The organism is Streptomyces sp. NPDC047061 (genome assembly GCF_040643955.1).
Classification (GTDB): Bacteria; Actinomycetota; Actinomycetes; order Streptomycetales; family Streptomycetaceae; genus Streptomyces.
In genome coordinates this window covers 1-14,805 of record NZ_JBEYVI010000032.1, presented here as the reverse complement: position 1 = coordinate 14,805, position 14,805 = coordinate 1, and the positions used below count along the sequence as shown (strand labels likewise).

At 72.0% G+C, this 14,805-nt stretch carries 8 protein-coding genes; 7 read left to right on the top strand and 1 reads right to left on the bottom strand.

Annotated features, from left to right (window positions below; translation table 11 throughout):
• The first annotated feature begins 165 nt into the window (after nt 1–165).
• The 3 genes from ABZ887_RS35295 to hflX all read left to right on the top strand — a co-directional run bounded on the left by ABZ887_RS35295 (nt 166) and on the right by hflX (nt 5,637).
• Nucleotides 166–2,337: an HD domain-containing protein gene (locus ABZ887_RS35295; RefSeq protein WP_361298716.1), complete on the top strand. Its 2,172-nt coding sequence runs from the start codon at nt 166–168 to the stop codon at nt 2,335–2,337.
• 69 nt (nt 2,338–2,406) lie between these two features.
• Nucleotides 2,407–3,954, top strand: a complete 1,548-nt coding sequence (locus ABZ887_RS35290; RefSeq protein ID WP_361298713.1) for a M1 family metallopeptidase — start codon at nt 2,407–2,409, stop codon at nt 3,952–3,954.
• 189 nt (nt 3,955–4,143) lie between these two features.
• A complete protein-coding gene (gene hflX / locus ABZ887_RS35285) occupies nt 4,144–5,637 on the top strand; it encodes a GTPase HflX (protein WP_361298710.1) in 1,494 nt (497 codons plus the stop codon).
• A 178-nt stretch (nt 5,638–5,815) separates the two neighbouring features.
• Here the strand turns inward: hflX and ABZ887_RS35280 are convergent, their stop codons facing one another.
• On the bottom strand, nt 5,816–7,039 hold the full coding sequence (locus tag ABZ887_RS35280) for a hypothetical protein (protein ID WP_361298707.1): 1,224 nt from the start codon (nt 7,037–7,039) through the stop codon (nt 5,816–5,818).
• Between the two features lie 431 nt (nt 7,040–7,470).
• Here ABZ887_RS35280 and ABZ887_RS35275 point away from each other — a divergent pair, with 431 nt between their 5' ends.
• The 4 genes from ABZ887_RS35275 to ABZ887_RS35260 all read left to right on the top strand — a co-directional run bounded on the left by ABZ887_RS35275 (nt 7,471) and on the right by ABZ887_RS35260 (nt 14,684).
• A complete protein-coding gene (locus ABZ887_RS35275; RefSeq protein WP_361298704.1) occupies nt 7,471–9,024 on the top strand; it encodes a diaminobutyrate--2-oxoglutarate transaminase family protein in 1,554 nt (517 codons plus the stop codon).
• A gap of 398 nt (nt 9,025–9,422) precedes the next feature.
• Nucleotides 9,423–11,513 carry an IucA/IucC family protein gene (locus ABZ887_RS35270; protein ID WP_361298701.1) on the top strand — a complete coding sequence of 697 codons (2,091 nt, stop codon included), beginning with the start codon at nt 9,423–9,425 and terminating at the stop codon, nt 11,511–11,513.
• Nucleotides 11,514–11,648: 135 nt separating this feature from the next.
• Complete coding sequence (locus ABZ887_RS35265) at nt 11,649–12,482, top strand: GNAT family N-acetyltransferase (protein WP_361298698.1); 834 nt, start codon at nt 11,649–11,651, stop codon at nt 12,480–12,482.
• A gap of 201 nt (nt 12,483–12,683) precedes the next feature.
• Nucleotides 12,684–14,684: an ATP-dependent DNA helicase gene (locus ABZ887_RS35260; protein WP_361298695.1), complete on the top strand. Its 2,001-nt coding sequence runs from the start codon at nt 12,684–12,686 to the stop codon at nt 14,682–14,684.
• Nucleotides 14,685–14,805: the final 121 nt, after the last annotated feature.

Genomic DNA, 14,805 nt, shown 5'->3' with positions numbered 1-14,805 from the left:
GTCGCTCGATTGGGTGATCCGTTTCACGCTCGGCGGGAGCCGGTCAATCGGGCGCGATGGGCTCGGTAGCATCAAGCACCGGCACGGACGGGGGAACGTCGCCAATCCCTGAGCCGCGTATGCCCTGGGGCCCCGTCCGCCGGTCCACGAGCCGGAGGTGTGCCCATGAGTGCGGAGGCCACGAACCCTGCGACGCCCGGTCCTGCAGCGCCCACAGCGGCGGTCCGCAGGAAGGCCCGCCCCCGGATCGACCTGCGCCGGCTCGGCCGGGCCGCGCTGCTCGGCAACGCCGCCCGCGGCAAGCTCCCCGATGCCATCGGCCATGTCGCGGAGGCGCACCGCGCCCACTATCCCGACGCCGACCTCGAACCCCTGCGCCACGCCTGGGTCCTGGCCGAGTCCTCGCACCGCGGCCAGATGCGCAAGAGCGGCGAGCCGTACATCACCCACCCCCTCGCGGTCACCCTCATCCTCGCCGAACTCGGCGCCGAGACCACGACCCTGACGGCGTCCCTGCTCCACGACACCGTCGAGGACACCGATGTGACGCTGGACCAGGTACGGGAACAGTTCGGCGAGGAGGTCCGTTACCTGGTCGACGGGGTGACGAAGCTCGAGAAGGTCGACTACGGGGCCGCCGCCGAACCCGAGACGTTCCGGAAGATGCTCGTCGCCACCGGCAGCGACGTCCGCGTGATGTCGATCAAGCTCGCCGACCGTCTGCACAACATGCGCACCCTCGGCGTGATGCGCCGCGAGAAACAGGAGCGCATCGCCAAGGTCACCCGTGACGTGCTCATCCCGCTCGCCGAGCGGCTCGGCGTGCAGGCGCTCAAGACCGAGCTGGAGGACCTGGTCTTCGCCATCCTGCACCCCGAGGAGTACGAGCACACCCGCGAGCTGATCGCCGGGAACGCGGCGCGCACCGGCGACCCGCTCGCCGAGATCGCCGACGAGGTCCGCGGAGTGCTGCGCGACGCCGACATCCCGGCCGAAGTCCTCATCCGCCCCCGGCACTTCGTCTCCGTCCACCGCGTCAGCCGCAAACGCGGCGAACTGCGCGGCGCCGACTTCGGCCGGCTGCTCGTGCTGGTCAACGAGGACGCGGACTGTTACGCCGTCCTCGGTGAACTGCACACCTGTCTGACCCCGGTGGTCTCGGAGTTCAAGGACTTCATCGCCGTACCGAAGTTCAACCTGTACCAGTCGCTGCACACGGCGGTCGCCCGCGGCGACGGACAGGTCGTCGAAGTCCTCATCCGCACCCACCAGATGCACAAGGTCGCCGAGGCCGGCGTGGTCGCCCTCGGCAATCCCTACGCCCCGGCCGCCGAGACCCCCGGCGCCGACGCCCCTGCCACCGGTACGCCCGCCTCCGACTCCGCGGAGGACCCGGAGAACGGCGAGCGCGCCGACCCCACCCGCCCCGGCTGGCTCTCCCGTCTCCTCGACTGGCAGAAGGCCGCTCCGGACACCGACACCTTCTGGTCCACCCTGCGCGAGGACCTCGCCCAGGACCGCGAGATCACCGTCTTCCGCCCGGACGGCGGCGCGCTCGGCCTCCCCGAGGGCGCCACCTGCGTCGACGCCGCCTACGCCCAGTACGGCGAGGACGCCCACGCCTGCATCGGCGCCCGCGTCAACGGCCGCCTAGCGACCCTCAGCACGGTCCTCAGGGACGGCGACACCGTCCAGCTCCTGATGGGCCAGGACCCGGCCTCCGAGCCCTCCCGGGAATGGCTGGAGCACGCCCACACCCCGGCGGCCCGGATCGCCATCCAGCGCTGGCTCGCCGCCCACCCGGACCGTGCCGAAGAGCCGCCGGCCCCGGTCATCAGCCGTCCCGTACTCGACTCTCCGGCCCCCGGCGGCGCCCCGAGCAGCGCCGCCCGGACCGCCAGCGCCGTGGTCGCCGACCGCCCCGGAGCGACCGTACGGCTCGCCGGCTGCTGCACCCCCGTACCGCCCGACGAGGTCACCGGCTTCGCCGTGCGCGGGGGAGCGGTCACCGTGCATCGCGTGGAGTGCGCCTCGGTGCTGCACATGAAGAGCTCCGGGCGCCCCGAGGTGGCCGTGAGCTGGGGCGACAGCACGGCCTGCCGGGTCACCCTGGTCGCCGAATCGTTCGGGCGCCCCCATCTGCTCGCCGACCTCACCGAGGCGATGGCCCAGGAGGGCGCCGAGATCGTCTCGGCGACCGTGGAACCCCCCAGCCAGCAGCGCGTCCGCCACACGTACACCGTGGAGCTCCCCAACGCGGCCCACCTGCCCGCCCTGATGCGCGCGATGCGCAACGTGCCCGGTGTGTACGACGTCGGCCGAGCGCAACACCAGTGAGCTACTCGTTCGAGTGGATTGGTCGCGATTCGTCGACGTGAGGGTGGGGTGCGCTGGTAGCGGTGGTCCATGCCGCTCACCCTCCGCACCCGCCCGCTGCCGGGACGTACCCGCCCGCTGCCGGAAGGCACCCGCCCGGCCCGGCGCGTCACCGGCCCGCTCCGGCACCGGCGGGCCGCCGCTCTCCTCGCCTCCGCCGTCTCCGTCGCCCTTCTCGGCGCGAGCGCCCCGCCGGTCCCGCTGGGCCTGGGCGACCGGCTCTTCCCGTACCTCGGCAACCCGGGGTACGACGTGGCGTCGTACGACCTCTCCTTCACCTATCCCGGCAGCAACGACAAGCCGCTGCAGGCCGTCACCACCATCAACGCCGTCGCCACCACCGGCCTGGACCGGCTCAACCTGGACTTCGCGCACGGCAAGGTCCAGTCCGTCGAGGTCGACGGGCGGCCCGCTTCTTTCGAAGGCGCCGGTGAGGACCTGGTCGTCACGCCCGGCAGTCCGCTGCGACAGGGCGACTGGACGCGCATCACGGTGAAGCACACCAGCGACCCGGTGTCCGCCAAGGGCCAGGACGGCGGCTGGGTGCGCACCACCGACGGGCTCGCCATGGCCAACCAGGCCGACGCCGCCCACCTGGTCTTCCCGTGCAACGACCACCCGTCCGACAAGGCGATGTTCACCTTCCACGTCACCGCCCCGAACGGCTACACCGTCGTCGCCAACGGGCTGCCCACCGAGACGGCCCGGTCCGGCCGCACGACCACCTGGACCTACCGCACCCGGCACCCCATGGCCACCGAGCTGACCCAGGTCTCCATCGGCCGCTCCGCCGTACTGCACCGCGCGGGACCGCACGGGCTGCCCGTCCGGGACGTCGTCCCGAGCGCCGACGCCAAGAAGCTCGAACCCTGGCTGGCCAGGACCCCGGACCAGATCGCCTGGCTGGAGAGCAAGGTTGGCACGTACCCGTTCGAGACGTACGGCGTGCTCATGGCGCAGGCCTCCACCGGCTTCGAGCTGGAGACCCAGACCCTCTCCCTCTTTGAGAAGAACCTGTTCACCGAGCCCGCGTACCCCAAGTGGTACATCGAGTCGATCATGGTGCACGAGCTGTCCCACCAGTGGTTCGGCGACAGCGTCAGCCCGCACGTCTGGTCCGACGTCTGGCTGAACGAGGGCCATGCCACCTGGTACGAGGAGTTGTACGCGGAGGAGAAGGGCCACCAGCCCATGATCAACCGCATGAAGGCCGCGTACGGCCTCTCCGACCGCTGGCGCGCCGAAGGCGGACCGCCGGCCATGCCCAAGGCCCCCAAGCCGGGTCAGAAGATCAGCATCTTCCGCCCGAACATCTACGACGGCGCCGCTCTCGCCCTCTACGCCCTGCGCCAGGAGATCGGCAAGTCGGCCTTCGAGCGCCTGGAGCGGATCTGGGTCCAGCAGCACAGGGACGCCACGGCGACCACGGCCGACTTCGTCCACCTGGCCTCCGCCGTTGCGAACCGCGACCTCGGCGGCTTCTTCGACGCCTGGCTCTACGGCGAGAAGACCCCGCTGATGCCCGGCCACCCGGACTGGAAGCAGGTACCGGCCCCCAAGAAGCAGACCAGGAAGTGACGGCGGGGCGGCCCCCCGAATAACACGATGCCGGGACGGGGCGTACCGTGCGACCATCGTGGGGTCGGCACAGGCCGGCTCAGGTCGGTACAGGTCGGCACGGTACGGGTCGAGGGGAATCTCCCGGGGTACTCGTACGTTGAGACAGTTGAACGCCGGCTTCGGTATCCACATCGACGTAAGGACCCAATGACCTCCTCTTCTTCCTCTTCCCAGGACACCAGGCGCCTCGCGCAGGACTACCCCGACGGTCTTCGGGCCGATGCCCTGATGGAAGAGGATGTCGCCTGGAGCCACGAGATCGACGGAGAGCGGGACGGCGATCAGTTCGACCGTTCCGAGCGCGCGGCCCTGCGCCGTGTCGTGGGCCTCTCCACCGAGCTCGAGGACGTCACCGAGGTCGAGTACCGACAGCTCCGCCTGGAGCGCGTCGTACTGGTCGGGGTGTGGACCTCGGGCACCGTGCAGGACGCGGACAACTCCCTCGCGGAGCTGGCCGCCCTCGCCGAGACGGCGGGCGCGCTCGTGCTCGACGGCGTCATCCAGCGCCGCGACAAGCCCGACGCGGCCACCTACATCGGCTCCGGCAAGGCCCTGGAGCTGCGTGACATCGTCCTCGAGACCGGCGCCGACACCGTCATCTGCGACGGTGAGCTCAGCCCGGGCCAGCTGATCCAGCTGGAGGACGTCGTCAAGGTCAAGGTCATCGACCGGACCGCCCTCATCCTGGACATCTTCGCCCAGCACGCCAAGTCCCGAGAGGGCAAGGCACAGGTCTCGCTCGCGCAGATGCAGTACATGCTGCCGAGGCTGCGAGGCTGGGGTCAGTCGCTGTCCCGCCAGATGGGCGGCGGCAAGGGCGGCGGCCTGGCCACCCGTGGTCCCGGTGAGACCAAGATCGAGACGGACCGGCGGCGGATCCGCGAGAAGATGGCGAAGATGCGCCGGGAGATCGCGGAGATGAAGACCGGCCGCGAGATCAAGCGCCAGGAGCGCCGCCGCAACAAGGTGCCGTCCGTCGCCATCGCGGGCTACACCAACGCGGGCAAGTCCTCCCTCCTCAACCGACTCACGGGCGCCGGCGTCCTGGTCGAGAACGCGCTGTTCGCGACCCTGGACCCGACGGTCCGCCGCGCGGAGACCCCGAGCGGCCGCCTCTACACGCTGACCGACACCGTCGGGTTCGTCCGCCACCTGCCCCACCACCTGGTCGAGGCGTTCCGCTCCACCATGGAGGAGGTCGGCGACGCCGACCTGATCCTCCACGTGGTCGACGGCTCGCACCCGGTCCCGGAGGAGCAGCTGGCCGCCGTGCGCGAGGTGATCAGGGACGTCGGCGCCACCGGCGTACCCGAGATCGTCGTGATCAACAAGGCGGACGCGGCCGACCCGCTGGTCCTCCAGCGACTGCTCCGCAACGAGAAGCGCTCCCTCGCGGTCTCGGCCCGCACCGGCCGGGGCATCGAGGAACTGCTCGCCCTGATCGACGACGAGCTGCCCCGCCCGTCGGTGGAGCTCGAGGCCCTGGTCCCGTACACCCACGGCAAGCTCGTGGCCCGCGCCCACAACGAGGGCGAGGTCCTCTCGGAGGAACACACCGCCGAGGGCACCCTCCTCAAGGTCCGCGTCCACGAGGAACTGGCGGCGGATCTCGCGCCGTACGTGCCGGCTCCGGCTGCCTGACACTTCGTAAGCCAGCGGCCCGCTCCCTTTTCAAGGGGGCGGGCCTTGTCGTGCCCCTTCAGGGGCGCGGGGCTGTTGTCGATATGCGGCTCCGCCGCGTGGGCGCGATCAGCCACGACGGCGAGTCAGCCGCCCACGCACCCTGTGTGCCAGGGCGCGAGGGCGACACCCACCCCCCTCACTGGTCTGCAAACTCCTTACTGACCCCCTCATACACACCCTTGGCCACATCACCGAACCGCGGCCCCGCCAGCCACCCCGAACTCACCGGCCCGATCGACGTGTTGGACACCAACGCCGGCTTGCCGTCGGCGCCCGTCTCCACCCAGCCGCCACCCGACGCCCCACCGGTCATCGTGCACCCGATCCGGTACATCGTCGGCGCCGCCGCGTCGACCGACAGCCGCCCCGGCCGGTCCGCGCACTGGTACAGCAGCGACCCGTCGTACGGCTTCGCCGCCGGATACCCGGTGGCGGTGATGCTGGACACCTTCGGCACCGCGGGCGCGTCGAAGTTCACCGGCAGCGCCGAACCGACCGTCTCCTCCAGGGACTTGCCGCCGCTGCCCTGCTCGGGCGTCACATGGATCACGGCGTAGTCGTACGACGCACCGTCGCCGCCCGTCTCACCGCCCTGGTCGATCCACTGCTGCGAGGTCTGCGCCCCGTCACCCCACCAGACGCCGTACGGTGCGACCTGCGAACGGGTCGCCGCCGCCAGCGCCGAACCGGTCAGCCCCTTGTCGTTGTACGACGGCACGAACGCGATGTTGCGGTACCAGCCGCCGTTCTTGCCCGCGTGCACACAGTGCCCCGCCGTCCACACCAGGTTGGACTTGCCCGGGTGCGCGGGGTCCTCGACGACCGTCGCCGAGCAGACCATCGTGCCCTCGGGGGAGTCGAAGAAGACCTTCCCGGCCGTGGCCGCACTCGCGTGGTACGCCGGCCGCACCGCCTTCGCCTGAACAGGCTCCGGCGTCGGGTCGGTCACCCCCTGGTCACCCGAGAGGTCGTTGTCGTCGACGCCCTTGTCCTTGTCGGGGTCGTCGGCGTCCCGCATCCGGTTCGGGTCCCACAGGCCCTTGATGATGGGGTTGACGAAGTCGTTGGCCTCACGCAGCCAGTCGTCCTTGTCCCAGTTCTTCCACGCGCCGTTCTTCCACTTGTCGATGTCGATCCCGTGCTCTTTGAGCTTGTTCTTGATGTCGTCCGGGATCTTGATCTTGCCGTCGCCGGTGTCGGCCGTGGCGGACGCGGACGCCGGGCCGCCCGCGTTGTCGTCGCCGGAGCCGCCGCAGGCGGTGGCGGTCAGCGACAGCGCCGAGGCGAGGGCGACGGCCGCCAGCGCACGGGGCGCGCCCCTTCCACCTCGAAGGGTGAACGACGGCCGGATGGATCGCATGGTGGTGACTCCCCCTGTTGGTAAGGAACTTCAGCGTCACACTATGCGCTCGCTGTGCGCCGCTTCCGATGGAAGGGCAACGGTTTCGCTACGGCCTCACCAGCCAGGCAACCCCAGTTCGTACGTGGGGTCCACGCGTCGCATGTAGCCGGTGCCGTCGCGCGTTCGCCCAAGCTGTGCACCGCTCGATTCGCCTGGCGAGACATGGCCGGGGGCCGGTCGGGAGGGCGTTCGGGAGGCGGTCGGGAGGTGGATCCGTGTCCGGCGGGTCGAGCGGCGGATGGGCCGGGAAGGGCGAGCTCGCGGCAAGGATCTTGAGGCGACCCGTAACCCGTCGGCCGGTCCGGGGTTGGTAACGGTGGGGGGCCCGCTGCCTGCGCCCGGTGCCCGCCGATCAAGTCGCCTCTGGACAGCGGGGAGGACAGCGAGCCGTGGCCGTGACGGAGTCGGTGACCGAGGGGGCGTTCGGGGGAGCGCGCGCGGCGCACGAGGGGATCCTGAGGCGCCAGTCGGCGCGCGAGTCGCGGGCACGTACCTACGCGCGCGCCCTTCCCATCGTGCCGGTGCGGGCCCGCGGCCTGACCATCGAGGGCGCCGACGGACGCCGTTACCTGGACTGCCTCTCCGGCGCCGGCACCCTCGCCCTCGGCCACAACCACCCCGTCGTGCTGGAGGCGATCCGCAAGGTCCTCGACTCCGGCGCCCCGCTCTCCGTCCTCGACCTGGCGACCCCCGTCAAGGACGCCTTCGTCACCGAACTGTTCCGCACTCTGCCGCCCGGCCTCGCCGACCGCGCCCGCGTCCAGTTCTGCGGGCCCGCCGGTACGGACGCCGTCGAGGCCGCCTTCAAGCTCGTCCGGGCCGCGACCGGCCGCACCGGCATCCTCGCCTTCACCGGCGCCTACCACGGGATGACCGCCGGAGCCCTGGCCGCCTCCGGCGGGGCGGGCGACGTGCGCGTCGCCCGGCTGCCCTATCCCCAGGACTACCGCTGCCCGTTCGGCGTCGGTGGCCCCCGCGGCGCCGAACTCGCCGCCCGCTGGACCGAGACCGTCCTCGACGACCCCAAGTCCGGCATCCCCCTCCCCGCCGGCATGATCCTCGAACCCGTCCAGGGCGAGGGCGGGGTGATCCCCGCGCCGGACGACTGGCTCCGCCGGATGCGCCAGCTCACCGCCGACCGGTCCATCCCCCTGATCGCCGACGAGATCCAGACCGGGGTGGGCAGGACCGGCGCCTTCTGGGCCGTCGAGCACAGCGGCGTCACCCCCGACGTGATGGTCCTCTCCAAAGCCATCGGCGGCAGCCTCCCCCTCGCCGTCGTCGTCTACCGCGACGACCTCGACGTCTGGGAACCCGGCGCCCACGCCGGCACCTTCCGCGGCAACCAGCTCGCCATGGCCGCCGGCACCGCCACCCTCGCCCACGTCCGCGAGAACGCCCTCGCCGAACGAGCCGGCCTCCTCGGCTCCCGGATGCTCACCCAACTGCGCCGACTCCAGGACGACTTCGCGTGCGTGGGGGATGTGCGGGGGCGGGGGCTGATGATCGGCGTGGAGCTGGTGGACCCGGAGGGGGAGGGACCCGCGGGGCCGGCGGAGGGGCGCGCGAAGGACGGGAAGGAGGAGATGGAGGCGAAGGAGGCCATGGGGGAGGCGGGGGCTCGAGGACCCGGCGGCGCGGTGCGGATGTCCGGCGATGCGGTGAGCGAGTGGGACGGTGAAGCCCGGCCCGGGCCCCGCCCCACCGCCCCCGAACTTGCCTCGGCCGTGCAGCGCGCCTGCCTGGAACGCGGCCTGATCGTCGAACTCGGCGGCCGCCACGCCGGTGTCGTACGCCTGCTCCCGCCACTGACCATCACCGACGAACAGGCGGCCGCCGTACTGGACCGCCTCGCCGACGCCGTGGCAGCCGTGGCCCGCGACCCGGCCGCCCACGGCGCTCGGCCGCGACGCCCCGAGGGCCGCAAGGAGCCGGCCGACTGACCGGCACACCGGGAACGCCACGACCGGGCGGCACCCCCGACACGAACCGGCCGACCGAACTTCCGGGAGGGGAATCGCCGCCGGGGCTGTCCGGACCGCCCAGAGCACCCAGAGCACCCAGACCACCCACACAACCCCCACCGCCCAGAACCCCCGGGCGGGACGTGCCCGCCGAATCGCCGACAGCAGGCCGGCCGACCGGCGCAGCCAGGACGGACCAGCCGGCCCGTGATCCCGGACCCGGCCGACGGCCCCGCCAACCGAACCCCACATCATCCACACCCCTCTCATCAGGACACTCAGCACTCGACTCACCACCCGATCACCACCCGACCAGCCCGGTTCGCCGGCCCGACGCCGAGCGCCCGCACCGCCCGAGCCCCCCCGAGGAACCCTCCTTGAACGCCACCCCCACCCCCGACGACAACGGAGAGCAGGGCCCGCCGGGGCGCCCCGTTCCGCTCGCCGAGTCGGTCCCCCAGCAGCGAGGCCGCAGCGCCCAGCCCGAGCGACCGCGCGACGACACAGGAGACCTCCTCGAACACCCCGCCCCACACATCGCCGCCCAGGCCGCTGCCGTGGAGAACCTGCTCCGCTGCTGGGTCCGCGAGACGAACCTGCCCGCGCCCGCCACCGGCACCCTCCGCATCCCGCTGCCCGCGAGCGGTACGGCGTTGATCACCCCGGTCCGCCACTGGTCCCCGGCCGGCTGGCACCGCTTCGACCCGCCCCGCCTGGCCGGCGCCCCCGACACTGCCCCACCCGTCGACGCGGTCACCCTCGCCGCCCTGCTCACCCGCGAAACGACCGCAGCAGCAGCGGGCACGGCCGACCGAACCGAGGACAGTTCCGGCCACACCGCGGGCGGCACTGGCCACACCGCGAGCGGCTCCGGCCACGCCGGAGGCAGCACTGGCCACGCCGGGGACAGTACCGGCCTCGCCGGAGGCGCCGCCGCCCCCGTCCGCGGCCCGGTCGGCCACGCCGCCGACGGCACCCCCAACGCGTGGGCCACCCCCGACGGCGACGACCTCGTGGCCAGGGTCGCCGACTCCCTGCGCCGCACGGCCACCTTCATCGCGGACCGGCGCGCCCACCCCGCCGACGGCCCCGACCGCTTCCTCACCGCCGAGCAGGCACTCCTCCTCGGGCACCCGCTGCACCCGACCCCGAAGAGCCGCGAGGGCCTGACCGAGTCCGAAGCCCGGCTCTACTCACCGGAGCTGCGCGGCTCCTTCCCGCTGCACTGGATGGCGGTCGCCTCCTCCCTGCTCGTCACCGACTCGGCCTGGACCGAGCGAGGCCGTCCCCTCCCCGCGTCGCACCTCATGGAACGCCTGTCCGGCACGGTCCTGCCCCTGCCAGAGGGCTGCGCCGCCGCCCTGCCCCTGCACCCCTGGCAGGCCCGCGAGATCGGCCTCCGCGAGGAGACCGCCGCGCTCCTCGACGCCGGACTCCTCCGCGACCTGGGCCCGCTCGGCGCGCCCTGGCATCCCACCTCCTCCGTACGAACCGTCCACCGCACCGGTGCCCCCGCCATGCTCAAGCTGTCGCTCGGCCTGCGCATCACCAACTCCCGTCGGGAGAACCTCCGCAAGGAACTCCACCGCGGCGTCGAGGTGCACCGCCTGCTGCGCACCGGCCTCGCCAAGCAGTGGCAGGCCGCCCATCCCGGTTTCGACATCGTGCGCGACCCCGCCTGGCTGGCCGTCGACGGCCTGGACGGCCGACCGGTACCCGGACTCGACGTGGTGATCCGGCACAACCCGTTCACGCCGACCGACGATGTCTCCTGCGTCGCCGGGCTGGTCACACCCCTGCCCCTCGACGCCCCGGGGGCGAAGGGCCGGCCTCGGCCGAACCGCTCCCGGCTGGCCCGGGTGGTCTCCCGGCTCGCCGAACGCACCGGCCGCCCGGTCGGTGCCGTCAGCGCGGAGTGGTTCCTGCGCTACCTGGAGCAGGTCGTCCGCCCGGTGCTCTGGCTCGACAGCGAGGCCGGCATCGCCCTGGAGGCGCACCAGCAGAACACCCTGCTCCTGCTGGACGACGACGGCTGGCCGGCCGGTGGCCGCTACCGCGACAACCAGGGCTACTACTTCCGCGAGTCCCGACGGGATGACCTCGCCGCCCGGCTGCCCGGCATCGGCGAGCACAGCGACACCTTCGTCTCCGACGAGGTCACCGACGAACGCTTCGCCTACTACCTCGGCATCAACAACGTGCTCGGCCTGATCGGCGCGTTCGGCTCCCAGCGGCTCGCCGACGAGCGCCTGCTGCTCGCGGCCTTCCGCCGGTTCCTCACCGACGCCGCCGCCGGCCCGGCCCCGCTGCGCACCTCCCTCCCTGCCCGCCTGCTCGACTCACCCGTCCTGCGCTGCAAGGCCAACCTGCTGACCCGGCTGCACGGCCTCGACGAACTCGTGGGCCCGGTCGACACCCAGTCCGTCTACGTCACCATCACCAACCCCCTTCATTCCGCGCCCTCCTGACCCCACCGACAACGTCACCGACGCCCAACCGATCACCGCCCTTCTTCCCACGCCCTTCAGCCACCGCCTTCATTCACCGCCTTCATTCACCGACCGAGGAACATGACCCACCTCGTCTCCTGAGAGGAGCGCACGATGCCTCCCGCCGACGCGAGCGCCGACACCGGCCCCGCCCCGGTCCACCCCGGCCGTTCCGGACCCGCCGAGGACATCAGGGACTGCGAGGACACCCTGGACCTCCGCCTGTCCGACGAATTCCTCGCCCTCGTCGCCGGGAAGACTCCCGATGCCGGACAACAAACCCACGGGCCCACCCACGACCGACTCGGCCCGGTCGATTCACCCGGCGTCCTCGGCTCGCCCGGACCGCTCGGCCGCCCGGGCCCGCCGGACGCGCTCGATCTGCTCGACCAGGTCGGCAGCTGGGGCCCCACCCAGACCCCGGTCGGCGCCTTCCAGCTGCTGCCGGTGCACGTCGAGCGCGACCTGCCGATCATCAGCGGCTGGATGAACGACCCCGCCGTGGCCGCGTTCTGGCAGTTGGCCGGCTCACGCGCGCAGACGGAGGAGCATCTGCGCGCCCAGCTCGCGGGAGACGGACGCAGCGTGCCGTGCCTGGGCATGCTCGACGGCATCGCGATGAGTTATTGGGAGATCTATCGAGCCGACCTGGACCCGCTCGCGCGCCACTATCCGGCCCGCCCGCACGACACCGGTGTCCACCTTCTCGTCGGCGATGTCGCCGACCGGGGACGGGGACTGGGGTCCGCTCTGCTCAGGGCCGTGGCCGATCTCGTACTCGATCACCGCCCCGCCTGTGCACGAGTCGTCGCGGAACCCGATCTTCATAACACCCCCTCCGTGGCCGCCTTCCTCAACGCCGGCTACCGCTACGCCGCCGAGGTCGATCTGCCGGGCAAACGGGCCGCCCTCATGATCCGGGACCGGTCCCTACGTCATCTGATGTAGCGCTGAGTAATTGTGTGTACACATGTAGTACGAAGCGGCGACCGATCAAGTTCCCGGCCGTCCGAAAGAATTCCGGGCGGCCCGTTCCCCGGCCCGGCCGTCCCCCTTGGCCTGCCTGTCCGGAGCCCCCGGCGTGATCCCACCCCACGTCCCCGCCTTGATCGCCCGATTGTCAGTGCCGGGCCGTAGGGTGGTCGCGCTATGACGAAGCCCTCACTCCCTGAACTCCTGCATGCCGCTGTCACAGCTGTCGGCGGCACGGAGCGCCCCGGCCAGGTGACCATGGCCGAATCGGTCGCCGGAGCGATCGACGACGGATCCCATCTGCTGGTCCAGGCCGGCACCGGCACCGGAAAGTCGCTCGGCTATCTGGTGCCCGCGCTCGCACACGGAGAGAGGGTCGTCGTGGCGACGGCGACCCTCGCCCTGCAGAGACAGCTCGTCGAGAGGGATCTGCCCCGCACCGTCGACGCCCTGCACCCGCTGCTGCGCCGGCGCCCGGAGTTCGCCATGCTCAAGGGCAGGTCGAACTACCTGTGCCTGCACCGGCTGCACGAGGGCGTGCCCCAGGACGAGGAGGAGGGCCTCTTCGACCAGTTCGAGGCGGCCGCGCCCACCAGCAAGCTCGGCCAGGACCTGCTGCGACTGCGCGACTGGGCCGACGACACCGAGAACGGCGACCGCGACGACCTCACACCGGGCGTCTCCGACAAGGCATGGGCGCAGGTCTCGGTCTCCTCCCGGGAGTGCCTCGGCGCGTCCAAGTGTGCCTACGGCGCCGAGTGCTTCGCCGAGATGGCCCGTGAGCGTGCGAAGCTCGCCGAGGTGGTCGTCACCAATCACGCCCTGCTCGCGATCGACGCCATCGAGGGCGCCCCGGTGCTCCCGCCGCACGAGGTGCTGATCGTGGACGAGGCACACGAGCTGGTCTCCCGGGTCACCGGGGTGGCCACCGGCGAGCTCACCCCGGGCCAGGTCAACCGTGCGGTTCGGCGCGCCGCCAAGCTGGTCGACGAGAAGGCCGCCGACCAGCTCCAGACCGCCGCCGAGGGCTTCGAACGGCTGATGGAGCTGGCCCTGCCGGGGCGCCTGGAGGAGATTCCGGAGGATCTCGGGTACGCCCTGGCGGCGCTCAGGGACGCCTCCCGGACCGTGATCTCCGCGATCGGTACGACCCGCGACAAGTCGGTCCAGGACGAGGACGCGGTCCGCAAACAGGCGCTGGCCTCGGTGGAGACCGTGCACGACGTGGCGGAGCGGATCGTCGGCGGCTCCGAGTGGGACGTCGTCTGGTACGAACGCCACGAGCCCCGCGGCGGAGCCGCATATCGGCACAGCGGCGCCTCCCTCCGTGTCGCCCCGATGTCGGTGTCGGGCCTGCTCAGGGAGAAGCTCTTCGCGGACCGCTCGGTCGTCCTCACGTCGGCGACCCTCAAGCTGGGCGGCGACTTCAACGGCGTCGGCGCCTCCCTGGGCCTCGCCCCGGAGGGCACCGAGGGCGACGACCTCCCGCAGTGGAAGGGCGTCGACGTAGGCTCACCCTTCGACTACCCGAAACAGGGCATTCTCTACGTGGCCAAGCATCTGTCGCGTCCCGCGCGGGACGGCGACCGCGCCGACATGCTCGACGAACTGACCGAGCTGATCCAGGCTGCCGGCGGCCGCACCCTCGGTCTCTTCTCCTCGATGCGGGCCGCCCAGCAGGCCGCCGAGGAACTGCGGGTCCGGATTCCCGAGTTCCCGATACTCCTGCAGGGCGAGGAGACCCTTGGCGAACTGATCAAGAACTTCGCGGCGGACCCCAGGGCCTGCCTCTTCGGCACGCTGTCACTGTGGCAGGGCGTCGACGTCCCCGGCCCCAGCTGCCAGCTGGTCGTCATGGACAAGATCCCGTTCCCGCGCCCGGACGACCCGCTGATGAGTGCCCGGCAGAAGGCCGTCGAGGACGCCGGCGGCAACGGCTTCATGGCGGTCGCCGCCACCCACGCCGCGCTCCTCATGGCCCAGGGCGCCGGCCGGCTCGTCCGTGCGTCGGGGGACCGCGGCGTGGTGGCCGTACTCGACCAGCGGCTGGCCACCGCGCGGTACGGCGGCTATCTCAAGTCCTCACTGCCCGACTTCTGGTACACCACGGACCGTAACCAGGCGCGGAAGTCACTGGCGGCGATCGACGCGGTGGCGCGCCAGGCGGAGACGGAATGACCGTGGGGGGGGGGGGGGGGCCCCCCCCCCCGCCCCCCCCCCCGCCGGGCGGCCGCGGGCCCCCCCCCCCCCCCCGACCGGGGAGGAAAACACCCAAAAAAAAAAAAAAAAAAACCCCCCC